Raw genomic sequence first — 19,955 nt, forward strand, 5'->3', positions numbered from 1 at the left:
CCATCGAGCTCAGCGAAAGCGAAACAGCTCGCGATGCAGATGCCTGTCCGGCAACAACCGGGCCAGGGCATCTGCCATCCCCTCCGGCCCGCAAAACCACACCTGCTCGGGCGCATCTTGCGCGATGCGGTCCATATCCAGTCGCCCGGCTGCCTTGTCCAGATGCAGCTGATAGCGAACGCCGGTGCGATGACAGAGCTCGGCCAACCGCTGGTGGTAGACAGCCCCCACCAGATCCGGCGCGCACTGGATCAGGGTGATCCCCTCGCCGTGCTCCCCACGGGCAGCCAGCCCCTCCAGCCAGGCGACAAACGGGGTGATGCCGATCCCGGCACCCAGCCAGAGGGCTCGCCCTCCTCCCTGCGGGGCGACAAAAGCACCATAGGGGCCGGTCACCACCACTCCATCCCCGACGCGCGCCTCTGCCACCAGCTGACGGGTATGATCCCCGAGCGCCCGCACCGCGATCACCAACTGGCGCCGATCCGCCGACACCCGCACCAGGGTAAAGGGGTGCGCCCCCTCCTTGGCATCAAATTCGAAGAAGGCAAACTGACCCGGGCGGTAATGGGCGAGCGGCCGCTCCAGTTGCATGGTCAGCTCGCAGGTGTGATCCGCCAGCGCCCGCACCGCAATGACCCGGCCGGGATGGCGCTCCCGCGCTCCCACTTGTCCCAGCAGGGAGTAGAGGGCCCCGATAGCTCCCAGCCCACCGACAAACCAGATCGATACCCCCACCGGGGTCATGGCCCCAATCTGAGGCAGCAGGCAGAGCCCGTGACACCAGCCCGCCAGATAGATGAGCGGGGCCAGCCGGTGGATCAGTCGAAAACGGCCATAACTCACCAGTGCCAGCAAACTCAGCACCACCAGCGCGATCAGCAGATAGAAACTCCACTCACCCAGGGTATTGCCAAGGGCATGGAGCGAGATGCCATTGCCTGCTCCGGCACCCACTTCGGCAGCGCTGGCCCCACGCCGGGCGGGACGACTCAGCCAGCCTGCAGAGACCGCCCACTTGGGCACCTCCACCAGCAGCCAGTGGGCAGTCAGTACCAATGCGCCGCCGACGGCCGTCTGGCGGTGCAATCGCAACATCCGATCCAGACCACCACACCACACTTCCAGCTGCGGCAAGCGTAACGCCAGCAACAGCGAAATGGCCATATAGGCCATCCCCAGCAGGCCGGTCAGCAGCAACATCTCATGACGCCAGGGCCACACCCCGTTGGCGTCCCCCGCATAACCCAGCCACCAGACCCCAACCGCCAGCAGTGGCAGCAGCCACCACACCCGTTTGCCCGTCATAACATCCCCCCTGGTTACATCGCTGCAGGACCTCATCTACCTGCTGATGGCGCCATTACACAGCCAGCCGGTCACAAGACTTTGCCACAGGGAGAAGCTTGTGTGGCAATGTGTGACAAACAGCAACAACAGAGGGCTCCGGAGACCCCCTGCTCAATCGGGCTGCTCCCTGTTCATCAGAAGGGTGGTTGACACTCTGCTGGCAAAGGGAATCAAATGGGGATAATTAATGGCTGCGGTGGCAGCACAGACCACCCCGACCGACCACGGACAAGGAGAACCCGTTGCTTACCTCTAACGAAAGACGCTTCTGCCCAAGCTGTCAGTGCGAAACCAGCCATGTCGTGGTGCTGGTCGACAAATCTTTTGGCCAGCAGCCGACACCGGAGCAAAAGCGCAAAGCCTTTATCAAGGATTTCATTACCGGTTGGGCTGCGGGCCCCTTTCTGGCCAACATGGATCGCTTTGAACGACATGCCATCTGCGAACATTGTGGAAATAAAGTCATTGATGAATGACAGAGCAGGTGCAAAACGGAAAACAGCAGAAAACGGCCCTGCCGTGAGTGACACCGCAGTGGGACACCCGCGCAGGAGAAATGCATTGCCCTTAAAGCAGCAAGCGATCATTTTTACAGCATGAGGGGTCGGCTGGCCGCTCATGCTCACGGTGCTTTCGAGGCCGTGCGCTTGCCCATCAGTCGGTGCAGCAGTTTGTTGTATTTGGCCCAGGAGTGGATCAGCAGGAAGATACCAAACAGCAGGACCAGAAACAGTTGTCCCACCTCGGCAGCATCGAGTGAGCCAATAAAGCTCTCGTTCTCATCCGTCTCCAGATAGTTGAGCCAGGGTTGCAATGCCAGAAACAGCCACCCCCCCCAGGTCACCAACAGGATCAGCAGATCTCGTAGTCGGTACTTCCAGCTACGCCGGGTGCCGTTGCTGATGATCATCTCTTTCGCCAGCTTATGTTTTGTCACGGAACGACTCTCCCCTATCAGGACTTTCCCACACGGCCAGCTGGCCACGACGACGCAGGATCGCCCTAGGCACGGCTACTACCACGGTCACCAGATTGAGCAGCCAGTAGATGAGCGGATACCAGACGCACCAGATAAAGCTGCGAGCCATGCTCTTGTCATAGTGGTTATCGATAAAGATGCTGACCCCGAACTGCAGCAGACAAATCGCGGTCATCATCACCCCGGTCCACTGGAACAGGTGACCCACCGCCAGCCCGCTCAGGTCCGGCTCAATGAGCCAGACCAGCGCAAGCAGCAACATGCTGTAGCACCAGGCAACGCTGGAGAGATACTCCAGCAGTAGTAGCCAGAAACGGCGATTGCGCCAGCGCATTGCCTGCAACCCGTAACGCAGAAACACTTCGGCCCCTCCCTGAGCCCAGCGCAACCGCTGCTTGTAGAGACCACGCACCGTCTCGGGCATCAGTACCCAGCAGAGTGCCTGCGGCTGATAGTGGATGAGCCAGCCCGCCAGCTGCAGCTTCCAGCTGATATCGATGTCCTCGGTCACCATGTCATTGCTCCAGCCACCGACGGCTTCGACTGCCTGCTTGCGAAAGGCCACCACCACCCCGGAGACGGTGAAGACGGTGCCGTAGATCCGCTGGGCCCGCTTGATGAGTCCGATAATGGAACTGAACTCGCCAGTCTGGATCTTGCCGATAATGGTGGAGCGGGTGCGTACCCGCGGATTGCCGGTGACCGCCCCGACCCTCGGGCTCTCGATGAAGTGCTTCACCATCCAGCGCACCGCGTCATAGTCCAGCACCGCATCCCCGTCGATGCCAACCAGGATCTCCCCGCTGGCAATCGCCAGCCCGTTGTTGAGCGCCATCGCCTTGCCCTGGTTGTGCTGATGGAGCACCGTCAGACGCGGATCCTGCTGCGCCAGCCGATCCAGCCGCGCGCCGGTGTCATCCTTGCTGCCATCGTTGATGGCCAGCACCTCGAAATCGGGATAACGCTGACGCAGCAAGTGACCGATGGTCTCCTCGACATTGGCCCCCTCGTTGTAGCAAGGCACCATCAGGGTCACCCTGGGGTAATAGGGAAGTACCAATCCACGTTTTGCCAGCGCGATATCACGCCGCTCCCACTGGAAGTAGTAATAGAGACCGCCACAGACCCACACCATTGCCATCAGACTGGGATAAGCCAGAGTAAAGATGGCTATCCCTTCGAGAAAATCCTTCACCGTATCGCCTCCCCATGGCTAGCCGTGGCGACATGGCCAGAGACCGAGGTGACCGGCAACCGAGTCGGCTGGGGCTGGGTCTGCACCGAAAAGACCGGCTTGAGCACCACCGGATCCGGCTGGTTGTTGTGAAAATCATCCGGGTAGTAGCCAAAGTTGGTTACCCCCTTGCGCTGAATGATTTCCATCCAGCGGGCCAGCTCGGCATCGGGGATGGGTTGATCGGTACGCCAGTTGCGACTCTGCAGTTCGAACACCAGTCGATTGGCCGGCACCTGTGCCAGCGAATCCTCCGCCAGCTTGGCCAGCCACTCATCGGGGTTTTCCGCCTGCTCCATATAGGGCATCGCCATCACTGCGGTGTAGTCATAGGCCTTGGCAAACGCAGCCATGCTCTGGGCAAACCACTGTTGGGATTGCGGCTCGGTCACCAGTGCCGCATAGATGTTGCGGGCAGTCTTGAGCCCGTCGGCTCCCCCCTGCCGATAACGGGCTGCTGCATCGCGCAGCGCCATGGTGAACTCGATAAGCAGATCGGTCTTCTGCTCCCCTTGCGCCTGTAGCGCATCCGGAGTGCGCGCCAGCGGCATCGGCCCCTCGTAGTCGCTGAGGAAGGCATCGTCATGGAACAGCAGACCGTCGAACTTGGTGTAAAAACCGAGATCCTCGTAGATATCCAGCAGCAGCTGACGGCTGGCAGGATCCCATGGCGACAGGCGCAGATACTGTCCCTTGGCCGGGGCACCGGTACGACTGTCGGTAACATAAGCGTGGTTCGGACCCATGTCGTAGGCCATCACCGGCATCCAGGCGAACACCTTGACCCCGGCCCGGGTCTTCAGCTGCCAGGCCACCCGGTTGAAGAGATCCGCCTTGACCGGCATATGGCGGTTGGGGAAGTAGAGCGCCTCCGCCACCCCGTCACCGTTGTCATCGGCATAGGCCTGCAGATAGACGGTGGTGATGCCGTAACCCTTGATCCGGTCCAGCAGCATATCGATGTTCTTGTTCATCTGCTGCGGGTCCTTGTCGTAGACATAGTCGAGATCCACATGCACCAAGCGCTCCACCTGCCGCTCCCAGGTATTGCCCCCCATGATCTCGTCCAGAGTTTCGAGGCTGGTGTCCTCCTCCAGCAGGTAGCGGCGTACCGTGTTGCCAGAGTCACTCAGCTTGTTGAGCCCTTCCGCCAGCGTGAAGGTGTAGGGCATCCCGGCGGCCCCGGCCAGTTCCAGCGCAGCCTGGTTGAAGGCGCCGTAGGGCCAGACCAGGATCCGTGGTGCCCGACCGGTCTGCTCCCTGAGCTGATGGGCCGATGCGTCGAAATCAGCCTTAATCCGCGCCCGATAGTCGGCCATGCTCTCGTAGCCACGCTGGCTCCAGCCTGCGGTTGTGACCGCCGGCTGCACGTTGCCCTGCGGGTTGGCGAGTAGCCCGTAGTGGGAGGTGAAGGTGTGGGAGGCCAACTCCACCAACCCGGAGTCCTGCATCTCGCGGACCTGCGGCCAGCTCACGAAGTAGCTGCGTGGCAGCTTGTCATTGCCGTACGGGACCATCTGGTCATCGGCTACGTCCAGCCAGCTGCCCACCAGCGCAAAGACCGCCGGGTAGTTGTAGAGCTTGAGCAACGGATAGACCAGCCGGTAGAAGCTCTCATAGCCATCGTCGAAACTGAGCAGGATCGCCTTCTCTGGCAGTGGTGCTTTACCCGCTTTGGCATCCAGGATCTGCTGGAAGCTGACCGGGTGATAGCCCTGCTGTTTGATCCAGTTGAAGTGGCGGATCAGGGTGTCGCGCCGGATGGTCTGGGGGTAAAGCTTGAGATTAGGGGTCAATTTCAGGTCGACGATATCGTGGTAGCAGAGCACCACATAGTCATCGGGGTGCCGAGCCGCCTGTGTCAGCGAAGGCAACAGTGCAAGCAGCAAAACAAAAGAAGCAAGCCAGCGTCTCATCACATGAAACTCCATTGCAGATTGGCGAAGATGAAATTTCCGAACTCCGAGTTACCGTCATAAATGGCCTGACGGCGGCCCAGGCCATAACCCAGGCTGAGGGCGGGAGAGAGGATCCAGTCGTGGCGGTAGCTGAGCTGCCACCCCTGATCGCTGCCATAGCCCTGCTGCCAATAGTGGTTGCCACTCATGATCAGGCTCTGCAGCAGGAAGCGACGCCCATCCAGCGGCAGCCGATAGCGCCCCGCCAGCTCCAGCTCCAGATTGCGATCCTGCAGGGGGTTGAAGTAGTCGACGTCTACCACCTCGTTGCGAGAAGTGGCCCCGCGCAAGGTGGTATCGAACCACCAGCGATCACGACGCCAGAGATCCTGACGCAGCCAGCCGGAGACACTCAGCCGCCGGTTGCCATCGCTGATATCCATCCGTTCCAACCGCAGCGCCCCTTCGCGGGTCTCGTCCTGACGCCACCCCAGATCAAGCTGGTATTGATCGGCGTAGTTGCCGCGCGCCAATGCCCGCAGCGGGGTGTCGGCACTGTTGAGGTTGATGGCTGTACCCAACGTCCAGCGATCGTCCAGCCGCCAGTCGATGCGACTCCACAGATAGCCTTTGTGGTTGAGCTCGCTGCCCGTGCCCCCCTCCAGCGTCAGTTGCAGCGGGTAGAAAAAGATCTCGGCCCCCAGCCCGGTATAGGCGGCACGTTCGGGCTGCAGATCGAACTCGCCAAAGCTACCCTGACGACGGACAAACAGCCGATCGCCACCATCAGTGCGAGCGCTGTAAAGGCGGCTGTCGTAGCTCCAGTCACGGCTGGCCTGTACCGAGCCCCCTTCATTGCGACCATGGGTCAGGTCGGTGACAAACTGCGGGGCCTGTTCCAGGGTCAGCCGCTGCTGCAACTCCTGACGATCGCGGGTCAGGTTGCCAAGGGCACGCACGGCCTGCGGCGTGCCCTGCCAGTCGCCCCTGTCGAGCCGGGCGTTGAGGCGACCGGGCTCGGCCAGCACAGCACGTTCGGCTGGCAGCCAGCGCACCGCCTGTTCATAGGCCTGCTCGGCCTCGTCGGAATGACCCCGCCAGCGCCGAATATCCCCCAGTTGCAGCCAGAGCCAGGGGTTGGCTGGCGCGGTTTGCAACCACACTTCCAGCTGTTTCTCTGCTGCACCCGCCTCACCACGCCAGGCCTGCAGCAGGGTTTTCAGCTGCAATACCTTTTCGTAGTCGTCGTTGGCCATGCGCATGTTGCCGGTGAAATCCCAGCGAGTCGGCGGCTCCTGCCAACCAGCCAACAGCCCCTGTGCCGCGCCATAACGTTCGCCATCCGAATAGGCGTAGAAGCGCTTCTCCAGCAGCCGCTTGTCGTTGGCTCGCGCCGGGGTCGCCAGTTGTTGGTAAATCACGGAGGCCTCATCCACCCGTCCCAACCCGGCCAGCGCATCGGCGCGCGCCTCCAGCACATAGTCAGGCAATGGCCCCTCGGCCTGCAGCGCGGCGGACTCCTGCTCGGCCCGGAAAAAATCGCCCAGGGCCACCAGCGTCACCACTACATCGCGGCGAACACTGGTGTAGAGCACATGATCGTGTGGCGCACGTGCCAAGATCCTGTCCTGCAGCGCCAGCGTACGGGTAAGGGAGCGACGGGCCAGCGCCGGATCCTCGGTCTGGGCCGAGATCCGCAGTAGATTGACCGCCTGGTAGTAGTCGAGCCAGAGCCGGTCGACCGGTTTGAACAATTCGGGATAACGGCCCATCAACTCCGCAGCGGCAGGACCCGCCCCCAGACTCACGGCTACCCGATAAAGTGCCAATACCTGCTCGTGATTATCCGGTTCCAGCTCCAGCCACTGCTGGCGAGCCAGCAGCTCGCCCATGGGATCTTCACTCTGACGGGCGGCATAGATACGGGCATCAAGGATCGCCTGATCGCGGCCAAAACGTGCTTCATAGTCAGCCGCTGCGCGGCGGGCCAGCTCGCGGTTTCCCTGATCGCTGGCGGTGAGAAACAGTCCGAGCCAACCATTGCGGTTGGCAGGATCACGCCCCTGCAGGATGCGGTAATAGCTGATCGCCTCGGAATAACGCTTCTCGTCACGGGCGGCACGGGCCACCCCTTCCAGCGTGATGTTGCTGATGGGACTGAACTCGCACGGCTCGCAGGCGGCCAGCGCCCCCTTGCGGTCGCCACGCCACAACTGCACGGCTATCAAGTCATCAAGCACTTTGCCATCACCACTCTGCCGATAGAGGGCATCCAGCCCATACGCCGCACCATCCAGCTCCCCGGCTCGGGCCTTGAGCACCCAGGCTTCGCGAGCCCTGTCTATCTCACTGGCGCACACCAGCAGGGGTAACAGCGCCAACATCAAAAAGATGCGATTCATTCGCAACATACCACCCATAACAAACGCTGGTCATATCGTCCCTGCACGGCCATACGGATATCCACACCCGTCCGCTCCTGCTGGATAACAAGAGAACTTCCTGACGTGTGTGCTGATTTCGAGGGTGAAAGGCGGGCATGAACAGGCCAGCACCTTTCCTATGTGCGGCCCAGCCATCTCGGGGGGAAGAGATCTGAAGCTTTCCGAACCCGACTCACATCGGGGGTGGCAAGGGAGGCGATTTTGCAGTTGTGGACAATTTAGTCAACCCGATAAGATGAGAATAGATATCAAATAGGTGAGTGGAACAATCTTTATGCACAAAGATGACCACAAAAAACACTATTAACAAAAAGATGAAAAGAGCGGGGCTCAAGGAGTCCACTATCTTGTAGCCTGCAATTCATATTCATGTTCATACGAATACATATTTGATGGATAAAATATGGTTTCAATCGACAAAGCGACAATTTATGTCGCGAACTTCCCCATAAAACGATAGCGCCTACCACGCTTGCGACAATAAACAGCCATACACAGCACAGCTCCCGCCCTCGATGCGGGAGCTGTGTATATTACGCGACAGGCGCTTATTGGTAATGGTTGACGATCCATGCCTCGAAGTCGGCCAACATGCGAGTTTCCGACTCGCTGTTGTCGGCGATAAGCTCTGCGCCGTGGACCACCCGGATATGGGCATCGAGCGGGGTGCCCTCACCAGCCGCAGGGCGTTGCTGGGCCGCGGCCATGCAGGCTTGCGCCTGTTGCCACGCTTCAGCAGCACTCATGTTGCATGCCTCAGCCAGCGGTACCGCGCTGAACCCCTCGCCGGTCAGACTGCGCAACGTCTCATCGTGAGTCATGCCGTTGCCCAGTCCCCAGTAATGGGCGGCCAGATCCGGTCCGATACGCGGGTTGTCAGTGAGGTAGCCATCACGCTTGAGGAAGTAAGCACGGGTCTGCTCCACTGCCATCAGTGCCAACAGGTATCCGTGATAGGCACAGGCCGACTCCTGATTCAGGAGGTGCGGGATGGCCAGCAACGGGCGCGGGCTCGCCACCCCGACAATCTTGCGCTCCCACTGGCGGGCCAGCGCCAGCACGGCATCCGTAGTTCGTTCGGCATCATCCATGGCGTAGAGATCCCGCTCGAAGTAGGCCACCAGCGCAATCTGGCGCTCGTTGAAAGCACGAAACGGCTGGCGTGCAGCGATCATCTCCTTGATAAGCGCGTCGGGGATCGCCTCTCCCTCAGTATTTCTGGCGTAACGTTTCAGCCAGTCGGCATCGTCCAGCAGGCTGTCGCAGAACATCGACTGGGTCTCGGCATAGGCCATGGAAGTGGGCGGAAACTCCTGTGAGAAGCAGGGCGCGTTGCCGGTGACATTGGCAAAGTGCGCGGCGTGGCCCCCCTCGTGGAACAGGGTGTTGAGGCCGCTCCAGCCGCTGCCCACCTGCGCCGGATCAGCCAGGCTGGTGAAGTTGACCACCGCCGGCACCCACTCCCCCTGCTGGAAGAAGCTCGGCACCGGGCCGTGGCAGAAGCCGTTCTCGTATTTCCCCTCCCGGGTCAACAAATCCAGCGTCAGGGTCGCCCCACGATACTGGATGCCGAGACGACGGAAGCTCTCGACCCAATCCTTCAGCGCCCGCGAGAAGGGCACATAAGGATCGAGCTGGCGGGTTACATCACCACTGATGGCGTAGCGCAGGTTATGGGGCAGCAGGGCCGCCTCCCCCTTGGCCGCTTTCAGCTCGGCAAGGCTTTTCTGCAGCCGGGCGTCGGTGCGAGCAATAAAGTCATCGAGGATGACGAACAGCTGATCCGGGCTCATCTGTTCGTTCTTGCGCACCTTGTAGTCGAAGTAATTGCGATAGCCCATGGCGCGGGCAAAGCGGTTACGGATCGCCACTACCTCGAGAAAACCGTTGCTGACCACCCACTGCTCCAGGGTGTAGAACATGGCGAGTGCGCTTTGGCGCACAGCCTCGCTCGGGCTGGCTGCAAGGGAGGTGCTGGCGGCGGGCAGGCTACCCGCGACCCGTTGGCCCTGCTCATCCAGCAGTGTCAGTTTCAGCTCGCGGCGGCGGGCAAACAGCTCAGCTTCGGCGGCCACCAGCTCATCCATCAGGGCGGCAGCGGTGGGATCTTCAATCACATTGCACTCGAAGAAGGCGAGCCAGCCCCGCAGGCCGCGTTTGAGATCATCCTCTTCGGCCTGCGCCAGCATCTCCCGCAATTCGGGCAGACGGGCAGGATTGGCACAAAAAGCCTTGTAGGCTTGCTCGGCCGCGGTAAAACCGGCCTGATCGTCGCTGGTGCCCATATAAGTGGACCAGAAAAGATCCTCTTTGCACCTGTGTACCTGCAGATAATCGGCGTTGAGTTGGTTGAAGTAATTCCTGGCAATGGAACTCATAAATTCCCTCTTGTGATGGGGTCACCCGCAGCGGGGCCCACTCCTTTTTTTAGTGAAATGCCAAATGATTCACACTCTTTGGCAAAAATTGCGCAGGGATGCGCATGAACACGCTACCAAAAAATGGGGAGCGCTGTCTGCTGGCTATACTGTTGTTCAAACGCTCATCAGAAACGGTCGGCAAACGGCTGAAAGTAAATGAGTTGTTAACTTTGACGAACTGGCTGCAGCGGTACAGAGCCACCATAAAACGGGATAACGAGGGTTTAATCATGTTCAAGCTCGGTGATATCACCGTGAGCCGCAAATTGATCTTGCTGCTCACGTTGGCGTTTGTCGGTTTTGTCTCGCTGCTGCTCATCTCGGCCAATGCGCTCCAGCGAAATCTGATGAGCGAGCGAGAGGCACGGCTCAATGCCGTGCTGGACCAGGCCATGAGCCAGATCCAGTTTCTGGCCAGCACCCTGCCCATGGAACAGGCCCAGCAGGAGGCGCGTAAACTGCTGACCAACACCCGCTTTGATGGCAACAACTACCTGTTTGTCATCGACGAGAACCGCACTATGGTAGTTCACCCCATCCGCCCCGAACTGATCGGTCAGAAAATGGGCGAAGGGGGCGCTGCCACCGCCGGGCAGTTCTGGTATCAGATGGTGGATATCGCCAAGGGGGGCAAGCATGGGACCCTGCAATATGTCTGGACTGGCCCGTCGGGCGAAACCGCTGACAAACTCTCCATGGTCTCCGGCTATCAACCCTGGGGCTGGATCCTCGGCTCCGGCATGCTGCTGCAGGATATTCAGCAGACCATCTGGGCCCAGTACATGAAGATGGGTACCGCTACCGCCATCGTGATCCTGCTGATGGGGCTGCTGGGCTGGCGCATCACCCGCTCCATCGTCTCCCCCCTCAGCCAGATCAACCACGCCATGCAACGGGTCGCCAAGGGGGATTTGGTGGTGAGCATCCCGGTACAGGGCAAGGATGAGCTGGGTGTTGTTGCCCGTTGCACCAACCAGAGTCTTGACGCCATCCGCCACGCCCTGCTGGAGGCAAGCCAGGGGGCTCGCAATGTGGCGGATGCCGCCTTGCGCATCGCCGCTTCTGCCGAGCAGACCAATCAGGCGGTGACCAGCCAGCGGGATCAACTGGCCCAGCTCGCCACCGCCATGAACGAGATGAGCGCCACCATCTCCGATGTGGCCGGGCACGCCGAAAATACCGCGCGGGATACCCAGGAAGCGACAGGTGAAGCCGGGCTCGGCAACCGCGACGTTCACGCCAGTGTGCATGGCATCAAGGCGTTGGCAACCGAAGTGGAGCAGGCCACTCTGCAGGTCAACCAGCTCAAAGAGGGGGTGATGCAGATCAGTGAAGTGACCGCCGTTATCAGCTCAATCTCGGATCAGACCAATCTGCTGGCGCTCAACGCCGCCATAGAAGCAGCCCGTGCAGGAGAGCAGGGACGTGGCTTTGCCGTGGTCGCCGACGAAGTGCGCCAGCTGGCCAGTCGTACCCGCCAGTCCACCGAAGAGATCCAGAGCACCATCGCCCAGCTGCAGCAACGGGCCGTCACCGCCGCCAACGCCATGGATACCAGCCGCAAACTGGCGGAGAGCAGCGTCAACCAGTCCCAGCAGGCGGGGCAGGATCTCACCCTGATCGTCAACCACATCCAGCATGTAAGCGACATGGCCACCCAGATCGCCACCGCCGCCGAGCAGCAGAGCATGGTGGCCGAGGATATGAACCGCAATGTCAGCGGCATCAATGACTCGGCGCTGGAGATGTCCCAGTCCGCCTCGCAACTGGCGCAGGAGAGCGAGCTGCTGGCCGGTCTCTCCCGCAGCCTGGATGAGCGGCTTGCGGTGTTCAAACTGGGCAAGGAGTCCTCCACTGCGCCGATGATGGCGCCCCTGTCTCTCCCCTCCGGCGAGCAGCGCGCCCGTCATTGATGGCGTCAACCTGTGTCGCCTTGTCACCCGACCTGCCAGCCAAGCTGGCAGGTTTTTTTACGCCGCCAACACGCAATCAGCATGCATCTTATCGGCATATTCAACGGCATTCGACGCCATTCACAGATAAGAGAACAATTTAAAAACAGTCAGTTAGAATGAGCAATGTGCCGTTGAACGGTGCATTTAAACATTTAACTTCAAATAATTAATCAATGCAGTGCACAATGCTGATGGCCGAACATTTGGCCCATCACTAATCATCTAGTCATTTGGCAAACTGACCGAAAGGTCGGGACGCAAAGCCTCCGGTCTACAGACGTTTTGTCCAGGATAGCGGGGTTGCCACACGCAAGTGTGTATCGGGGAATCCCCAGGCCAACTGACTGCCCACATCTGTCGAACAGAGGAATGTATGGCAGCAAAAATCCAACTCAATCACATCGCAGCGGTGCTGGCTCTGCTGGCCAGCGGCAGCGCCCTGGCCCACGGCTACATCAGCCAGCCAGAGAGCCGCAACTATCTGTGCAAAACCGGCGGCAACAGCCAGTGTGGCGGCGTGCAGTGGGAACCCCAGAGCGTGGAGGGCCCTTCCGGCTTCCCGCAGAGCGGCCCGCAGGATGGTCAAATCGCCTCGGCGGGCAGCCCGCGCTGGAGCGAGCTGAACATCCAGACCAGCGACCGCTGGACCAAACGTGAAGTACAGCCCGGCCCCTTCGCCATCAGCTGGACATTCACCGCCAACCACGTCACCCGCAACTGGCGCTACTACCTCACCAAGCAGGACTGGAACCCCAACCAGCCGCTCACCCGCGCCTCGTTTGACCTTAATCCCTTCTGCGTCATCGACGGCAACATGGTGCAGCCGCCCAAGCAGGTGACCCATAACTGTATCCTGCCGGAGCGCACCGGTTATCAGGTGATCCTCGGCGTGTGGGAAGTGGGCGACACCAGCAACAGCTTCTACAACATCATCGATGCCAAGTTCAAAGATGGCAGCCAGCCGCCGCTGGAGTGGAGCCAGTCCGGCACCATCTACCCCTCCATCGACCTCGCAGTGGGTGACAAGGCGATGACCCGGGTATTCGATGCCAACGGCGAGCGCCCCGAGCTGCAGACCGTGCTGACCATCACCACCGCCGAGCAGGGCCAGAAGAACAGCTGGGCCCATGCCCTCGCCAGCAAAATCAACGCCGAGCAAAGCCTGATCCGCGCCGGTCAGCAAGGAGCCGATGGCCAGTTCAATCCGGTCTACGGCATGAACCCCGTCTATCTGCATAGAGACAGCAAACTGGATCGAGTCGAGATTGACCTGCAACAGCTGCAACCGCCGGTAGTGGACAGCATCAGCGTCAGCGGTCTGGCCAGCGACTATGTGCTGGACAACGGCAAGACAACCCTCGATTTCACCGTCACCGCACAGGGCGATCTGGTCGTCTCCAACACCCTCTATGACCACGGCGGCGTGGCCAAAGGTGAAAGCAGTGCCGACATCAAGGACAGCAGCCACACCTTCACCATGGCGCTGGAAGGGCTCAAGGCAGGTCACCACCAGCTGGTGATCAAGGCCACCCCGAAAGCGGGCGGCGAGACCATCCAGCAGACCATGGATCTGATGTTCAAGGATCAGAGCAGCGGCGAATACGACTTCGTCTTCCCGAACAACATCAAGTCCTACACCGCCAGCACCAAGGTGCAGCAGCCGAAAAATGGCAAGGTCTATCAGTGCAAGCCCTTCCCCTACAGCGGCTACTGCCAGCAGTGGACCACCACAGCCACCCAGTACGAGCCGGGCATCGGCTCCCACTGGCAGATGGCGTGGGATGAAGTGAAGTAACTCGCCACCGGATAGCAGAAGGGGAGCCAATGGCACCCCTTTTGCTATCTCTTCTCATTCAAATCTGGAAGTCGAGGGCGGGCTCGCTGCCCATGGCGCGGGCCTGAATATCCGCCAGCGCCAGCTCGGGGTTGCAGAGCTGGATAAACTGCCAGGCAAAGTTGTGCTGGAACTGCCCCTGCTTGAGGCCAATCCAGGCGGTGTGGGGGGCAAACAGATGGCTGCCGTCGAGCTGTACCAGCCCCTGATCACGCTGGGCGTCGAACGCCATATCAGCCAGTATGCCGACCCCCATCTCCAGCTCGACATAGGTCTTGATGACATCGGAGTCCTGCGCCGTCAGCAGGATCTGCGGCTCGATGCCAGCCGCAGCAAACGCCTCATCCACCCGCACCCGCCCGGTCAACCCGGCTTGATAGGTGACGATGGGCCAGTTGGCCAGCGCCGCCAGCGTCAGATCCCGCTCGCCAGTAAGCGGATGTTGCTCGGGCACCACGATATTGTGGTGCCAGCGGTAGTAGGGGAATGCCACTACCCCTTCGCTTTTGTCGAGCTGCTCGCTGCTGATGCCGATATCCACCTCGCCGCTCTGCACCAGCCGCACTATCTCCTCCGGGCTGCCCTGACGCAGCTCCAGCTGCACCAGCGGAAACTGCTCGCGAAACGCCTTCACCACCCGCGGCAGGGCATAGCGGGCCTGGGTATGGGTGGTCGCCACCAGCAAGCGGCCCGAGTCGCGGTTGGCAAAGGTGCTGGCCAGTTTGCGGATGTTGTTGGCGTCATTGAGAATGCGCTCGGCAATCACCAGCAGCTCCTTGCCAGGCTCGGTCATACCGAGCAGCCGCTTACCGTAGCGGATAAAGAGCTCGATACCGAGCTCCTCTTCCAGCTCGCGGATATGGCGACTCACCCCAGATTGCGAGGTAAAAAGGGCATTGGCTACCTCGGTCAGGTTGTAATCCCGCCGCGCTGCCTCCCGGATAATACGTAACTGCTGGAAATTCACCTTGTCGCCTCCTGCGAAGAGTGGGCGACACAATCTGCTCGCCCCTCTCATTTTTGTTATTTGGCCGGATCATGCCCGGCTGACAGCCAGAACCGGGCGGCCACACCGCCCGCAACACAGCATCAAATCTGATAGTCGGGATAGAACTGCGCCTGTCTGGCCACCAGCTTCACCCCCTGTCCCGGGGCAAACTGCTTGGCCGCCTCCTTGCTCAGCTCCGCCTCATAGTGGGCCCCTTTCGTTTCGCCATCGCCACGCAGCTCCACCCGAATGCGTGGCCCCATGGGCAATAGACGGGTGATGGTGGCACGGATCCCGCCCGGTGCATCGGCTGGCAAGATCTCCAGTTCATGGGGGCGGACATAGGCGATGGCGGCACTGCCGTGAGCCAGATGGGAAGCCGACGGCCCGCCGAGCAGCTGCTCGCCGACACCGAATCCCTGCTCCGCCACCCGACCGCGGAACTGGTTCACACTGCCGAGGAAGCTGTGGACGAAGGAGCTGGCGGGCTGGTCGTAGACCTCGGCCGGGGTGCCGATCTGCTCGACCCGTCCGGCATTCATCAGCACCACCCGATCCGCTACCTCCAGCGCCTCTTCCTGATCGTGAGTCACGAACAGACTGGTGACGTGCAGCTCGTCGTGCAGCTCGCGCAGCCAGCGACGCAGCTCCTTGCGCACCTGCGCATCGAGGGCACCGAAGGGCTCGTCCAAGAGCAGTACCTTGGGCTGCACCGCCAGCGCGCGAGCCAGCGCGACCCGCTGACGCTGACCGCCGGAGAGCTGGGTCGGATAGCGCTCGGCCACATGGCTGAGCTGCACCAGATCCAGCAGCTCCTTGACCCGGGCGCGAATGGCCGCCTCGGCCGGGCGCTCGCTGCGCGGTTTGACTCTAAGACCAAACGCCACGTTCTCAAACACCGTCATATGGCGAAACAGGGCATAGTGCTGGAACACGAAGCCGACGTTGCGCTCGCGCACATGGAGATCCGAGGCATCCTCGCCACGGATGATGACGTGGCCAGAGTCGGCCTGTTCCAGCCCGGCGATGATCCGCAGCAGGGTGGTCTTGCCGCAACCGGAGGGGCCGAGCAGCGCCACCAGCTCACCGTCATGAAAGTCGAGGTTGATGTCTGCCAGCGCCGCGTACTGATTGAAATGCTTGTTGAGTTGTTGAACCTGAATGCTCATGGCTGCCTCTTTAAAACGGTGATCAGTGAGATTTGGTGGGCTGGGCACGCAGCCGGGCCAACAGGGTTTCCCCCAGCAGGGTAAAGATCCCGAACAGAGCCAAGAGGCTTGCCACTGCAAAGGCGGCGCCGGTCTGGTACTCGTTGTAGAGGATCTCGATATGCAGCGGCAGGGTATTGGTCTGGCTGCGAATATGGCCGGAGACCACCGACACGGCGCCAAACTCCCCGACCGCGCGGGCGGTACAGAGCAGCAGGCCATACATCAGGCTCCAGCGAATGCCGGGCAGGGTGACGCGCCAGAACATCTGCAGACCGCTCGCCCCCAGCATGATGGCGGCTTCTTCCTCTTCCGGGCCGCGCGCCTCCATCTGGGGCAGCAGCTCGCGCACCACGAAGGGCACGGTAATGAAGGTGGTGGCCAGGATGATCCCCGGGGTGGCGAAGATGATCTTGATGTCGTGCTCGCTCAGCCAGTCACCAAACCAGCCGCGGCTGCCGAACATCAACACCAGCATCAGACCGGCGATCACCGGCGACACCGAGAAGGGCAGATCGATGATGGTGATGAGCAGCTGCCGACCGGGGAAACGGAAGCGGGCGATGGCCCAGGCCGCAGCAATCCCGAACAGCAGATTAAGTGGGACGGCGCAGAGCGTCACCAGTGCTGTCAGACCGAGGGCACTCAGGGCATCCGGCTCGCTGATGGCGTGCCAGAAGAAGGCGAGCCCCGGCGTCAGCGCCTGAATAAAGACGGTAGCCAACGGCAGCAGCAACAGGGCGGCAAACCAGCCCAAACCGACTGTGATGAGCAGCCACTTGACCCACTGGGGTTCACGGATCACGACCGGCGCCTTGCGAGCGGGGGTCGCCTCCACAGAGGCCGCCTCAATGGCGATAGCAGATGAACTCATATCCGGCTCCCTCCGATGCGAGACCAGCTCCAGGCCTGCAACTTGTTGATTAGCAGTAACAAAATGAACGAAATCAGCAGCATCACCACGGCGATGGCGGAGGCACCGGCGTAGTCATACTCCTCCAGGTGGCTCATGATCATCAGCGGCGCGATTTCCGAGACCATCGGCAGGTTGCCGGCGATGAAGATGACGGAGCCGTACTCCCCCACCCCACGGGCAAACGCCAGCGCAAAACCGGTGAGCAGGGCAGGCACCAGGGTCGGCCAGAGCACCCGCAGAAAGGTCTGCCAGCGATCGGCGCCGAGGCTGGCGGCCGCCTCCTCTTGCTCGGTTTCAGCCTCCCGCAGCACCGGCTGCAGGGTACGCACCACAAACGGCAATCCGATAAAGGTGAGGGCAATCACCACCCCAATGGGGTTATAGGCGAGCTGGATGCCGAGCGGCGCCAGCAACTGGCCGATCCAGCCGTTGGGGGCGAAGATGGCGCACAGGGCGATGCCGGAAACGGCGGTCGGCATGGCGAATGGCAGGTCGATCAACGCATCCACCAGACGACGACCGGGGAAGGTGTAGCGCACCAGGATCCAGGCCAGGATCAGGCCAAACAGGCTGTTGAGCAGCGCCGCGACAAAGGCCGCACCGAAGCTCAGGCGAAAGGAGGCAAGCACCCGGGGTGAACCGATCACCTGCCAGAACTCGGCGGCGGTCAGGTTGTTGATCGCAAACAGTACCAGCGCCGAGAGCGGCAACAGCACCAGCAGGCCCAGATAGAGCAGGCTGAACCCCAAGGTGGGACCAAAACCGGGCAGGACAGAATAAGAACCAAATCGCATAACACATCCATCTGTTATGAAGAATTTTCGATATGGTGATTCTGCGCACTCCCCTCATCGGCAACAAACATCAATTGCGACTTTGCTAATCACTTTTTTGTCTAACCGCAGAGTCACAAGGCTCTTGGGGCACTCCAAATAAAAAAAGGTCTTTTATATAAATAAAAGACCTAAGAAATGGAGCAATACGGAGCGGAGCATTCAAAGAACGGGGGCATGGAGTAGCCAGCGAACAGCGCGCTCGCCAACCCTCCAACCACTTCACAGATACCTAGCGAAAGCCCAGTACGACCGGCCGGGGCGATGCGGTCTTGACCGGTGCCACTACCAGCTCACCACGGCGGTAGAGTGCCCCCAGCAAATGCAGCCCCTGATGCCAATCCCCATGACCGGACTGGGCATTGATATGGCCCGCCTCACCGGCATCGAACAACGGCACCTGCCACTGACGGCTCCAGTACTCGGCCCGTTCAAAGCTCATCCAGGGATCGTTGCGGCTGGCCACAAGCTGGGCAGACACCTGCAGCGGCCCGGCCAAGGCCTCATCCGCAATGCCAAAACGGGCGGGATCGGCGGGCGCCACCAGAAAGATCGAGGCCACCTTCTCCGGCTGCAAGCGGGCCGCCGCGATGGCGGTCAGGGCGCCGAAAGAGTGGGCCACCAGATGGACCCGGCTGCGGCGACGTTTCAGCTTGCTCGCCAGCTTGGCACTCCAGACCCTGAGGTCCGGCTTGTCCCACGGTAGCCCGGTCATCCGCTGCCATTGGGGAAAATGATCGTGCCAGCGGCTCTGCCAGTGATCCGGCCCACTGTTGTGCAGACCGGGAACCAGGAGGATCTTGTTCATCTTGGTGCTCCTATCGGCTGGCACAGGGGCCAGTTCAGTGATGGATAACGAAGCTATCAACGACCCGGCTGGTAGATCTGGTCAAACAGACCGCCCTGGGCGAAGTGTTTCTTCTGGGCTTTCTCCCAATCCCCTTCCAGATCCTTGACGGTAAAGAAGGCAAGCTGCGGGAACTGGGCCGCGGTCTCCTTCAGGATCGCCGGGTTGCTGGGGCGATAGTGATGTTTGGCGACGATATGCTGTCCCTCGTCAGAGTAGAGATAATCGAGATAGGCCTTGGCCACCGCTTCGGTACCGTGCTTCCTGGCCACCTTGTCCACCACCGCGACCGGCGGCTCCGCCAGAATGGAGACCGAAGGCACCACCAGCTCGAACTTGTCGCTGGCCCCCGCCTGACCAAGCACCAGCAGGGCTTCGTTCTCCCACGCCAGCAGCACGTCACCGAGACCGCGCTCGGTAAAGCTGGTGGTGGCACCGCGGGCGCCTGAGTCCAGCACCTTCACGTTCTTGAAGAGATCGCCAACAAACTGCTTGGCCCCCTCTTCACTGCCGCTCTTCTTCAGGGCATAGCCCCAGGCAGCCAGATAGTTCCAGCGTGCCCCGCCGGAGGTCTTGGGGTTGGGAGTCACGATGGCAACATCCTTGCGCACCAGATCATCCCAATCCTTGATCTGCTTGGGATTGCCCTTGCGCACCAGGAAGACAATGGTGGAGGTATAGGGCGAGGCGTTGTTGCCGAGGCGACTCTGCCAGTCGGCAGCGGTCAGCCCCGCCTTGGCGATGGCGCTGACATCGTAGGCGAGCGCCAGCGATACCACGTCGGCTTCCAGCCCATCCACCACGGCGCGAGCCTGCTTGCCGGAGCCACCGTGAGACTGGCTCACCACTACGTCGTCGCCGGTTTTGGCCTTCCACTCCTTGGCAAAGGCGGCGTTGTACTCCTGAAACAGCTCGCGGGTCGGATCGTAAGAGACGTTGAGCAGGCGGATCTCGGCGGCATTGGCCTGACCAAATGCCAGCAGAGAGAGCAGGGTCAGGGCGGTCATTCGCAGTTTCATGGTGATTCTCCATATCTTGTTGGGTTGAGA

Annotated in this window: 15 protein-coding genes and 1 riboswitch; of the genes, 3 read left to right on the forward strand and 12 right to left on the reverse strand. The window is 60.9% G+C overall.

Annotated features, from left to right (window positions below; translation table 11 throughout):
- Positions 1–9: 9 nt before the first annotated feature.
- Positions 10–1,308: a ferredoxin reductase family protein gene (locus G5149_RS16155; RefSeq protein WP_337073650.1), complete on the reverse strand. Its 1,299-nt coding sequence runs from the start codon at positions 1,306–1,308 to the stop codon at positions 10–12.
- Between the two features lie 344 nt (positions 1,309–1,652).
- Between G5149_RS16155 and G5149_RS16160 the strand changes: the two genes are divergently transcribed.
- Entirely contained in the window at positions 1,653–1,826 is a 174-nt protein-coding gene (locus G5149_RS16160; RefSeq protein WP_421212975.1) for a hypothetical protein, read from the forward strand.
- A gap of 146 nt (positions 1,827–1,972) precedes the next feature.
- Here G5149_RS16160 and G5149_RS16165 read toward each other — a convergent pair whose 3' ends face one another.
- From G5149_RS16165 to G5149_RS16185, 5 genes are all read right to left on the reverse strand, one after another.
- Positions 1,973–2,287, reverse strand: a complete 315-nt coding sequence (locus G5149_RS16165; protein ID WP_005343076.1) for a hypothetical protein — start codon at positions 2,285–2,287, stop codon at positions 1,973–1,975.
- The gene (pgaC, locus tag G5149_RS16170) at positions 2,274–3,524 is read right to left on the reverse strand and encodes a poly-beta-1,6-N-acetyl-D-glucosamine synthase (RefSeq protein ID WP_005343075.1); all 1,251 of its coding nucleotides are present in this window, start codon (positions 3,522–3,524) and stop codon (positions 2,274–2,276) included. Before pgaC ends, G5149_RS16165 begins: the two co-directional genes overlap by 14 nt.
- Complete coding sequence (gene pgaB / locus G5149_RS16175) at positions 3,521–5,479, reverse strand: poly-beta-1,6-N-acetyl-D-glucosamine N-deacetylase PgaB (protein ID WP_421212977.1); 1,959 nt, start codon at positions 5,477–5,479, stop codon at positions 3,521–3,523. Before pgaB ends, pgaC begins: the two co-directional genes overlap by 4 nt.
- Positions 5,479–7,863 carry a poly-beta-1,6 N-acetyl-D-glucosamine export porin PgaA gene (gene pgaA / locus G5149_RS16180; RefSeq protein WP_421212978.1) on the reverse strand — a complete coding sequence of 795 codons (2,385 nt, stop codon included), beginning with the start codon at positions 7,861–7,863 and terminating at the stop codon, positions 5,479–5,481. Before pgaA ends, pgaB begins: the two co-directional genes overlap by 1 nt.
- Positions 7,864–8,453: 590 nt before the next feature.
- Complete coding sequence (locus G5149_RS16185; protein WP_421212979.1) at positions 8,454–10,283, reverse strand: M3 family metallopeptidase; 1,830 nt, start codon at positions 10,281–10,283, stop codon at positions 8,454–8,456.
- A 272-nt stretch (positions 10,284–10,555) separates the two neighbouring features.
- Here G5149_RS16185 and G5149_RS16190 point away from each other — a divergent pair, with 272 nt between their 5' ends.
- Positions 10,556–12,238 carry a methyl-accepting chemotaxis protein gene (locus tag G5149_RS16190; protein ID WP_421212981.1) on the forward strand — a complete coding sequence of 561 codons (1,683 nt, stop codon included), beginning with the start codon at positions 10,556–10,558 and terminating at the stop codon, positions 12,236–12,238.
- 264 nt (positions 12,239–12,502) lie between these two features.
- Positions 12,503–12,588: riboswitch (cyclic di-GMP riboswitch) on the forward strand.
- 65 nt (positions 12,589–12,653) lie between these two features.
- Positions 12,654–14,075, forward strand: a complete 1,422-nt coding sequence (gene gbpA / locus G5149_RS16195; protein ID WP_421212983.1) for an N-acetylglucosamine-binding protein GbpA — start codon at positions 12,654–12,656, stop codon at positions 14,073–14,075.
- Between the two features lie 58 nt (positions 14,076–14,133).
- Here gbpA and cbl read toward each other — a convergent pair whose 3' ends face one another.
- The 6 genes from cbl to G5149_RS16225 all read right to left on the reverse strand — a co-directional run bounded on the left by cbl (position 14,134) and on the right by G5149_RS16225 (position 19,925).
- The gene (cbl, locus tag G5149_RS16200) at positions 14,134–15,081 is read right to left on the reverse strand and encodes an HTH-type transcriptional regulator Cbl (RefSeq protein ID WP_216979557.1); all 948 of its coding nucleotides are present in this window, start codon (positions 15,079–15,081) and stop codon (positions 14,134–14,136) included.
- A 122-nt stretch (positions 15,082–15,203) separates the two neighbouring features.
- Positions 15,204–16,271, reverse strand: coding sequence for a sulfate/molybdate ABC transporter ATP-binding protein (locus tag G5149_RS16205; protein WP_139441229.1), 1,068 nt, complete (start codon positions 16,269–16,271; stop codon positions 15,204–15,206).
- Between the two features lie 22 nt (positions 16,272–16,293).
- Positions 16,294–17,184, reverse strand: coding sequence for a sulfate ABC transporter permease subunit CysW (gene cysW, locus G5149_RS16210; protein WP_421212985.1), 891 nt, complete (start codon positions 17,182–17,184; stop codon positions 16,294–16,296).
- Complete coding sequence (gene cysT, locus G5149_RS16215; RefSeq protein ID WP_040067348.1) at positions 17,181–18,020, reverse strand: sulfate ABC transporter permease subunit CysT; 840 nt, start codon at positions 18,018–18,020, stop codon at positions 17,181–17,183. The genes cysW and cysT overlap by 4 nt, the downstream gene beginning before the upstream one ends.
- Positions 18,021–18,291: 271 nt before the next feature.
- The gene (locus G5149_RS16220; protein WP_058058574.1) at positions 18,292–18,867 is read right to left on the reverse strand and encodes an RBBP9/YdeN family alpha/beta hydrolase; all 576 of its coding nucleotides are present in this window, start codon (positions 18,865–18,867) and stop codon (positions 18,292–18,294) included.
- A gap of 56 nt (positions 18,868–18,923) precedes the next feature.
- On the reverse strand, positions 18,924–19,925 hold the full coding sequence (locus tag G5149_RS16225; RefSeq protein WP_216979560.1) for a sulfate ABC transporter substrate-binding protein: 1,002 nt from the start codon (positions 19,923–19,925) through the stop codon (positions 18,924–18,926).
- Between the last annotated feature and the right edge of the window lie 30 nt (positions 19,926–19,955).

Source organism: Aeromonas sp. 600479 (assembly GCF_049175515.1).
GTDB lineage: Bacteria > Pseudomonadota > Gammaproteobacteria > Enterobacterales > Aeromonadaceae > Aeromonas > Aeromonas veronii_A.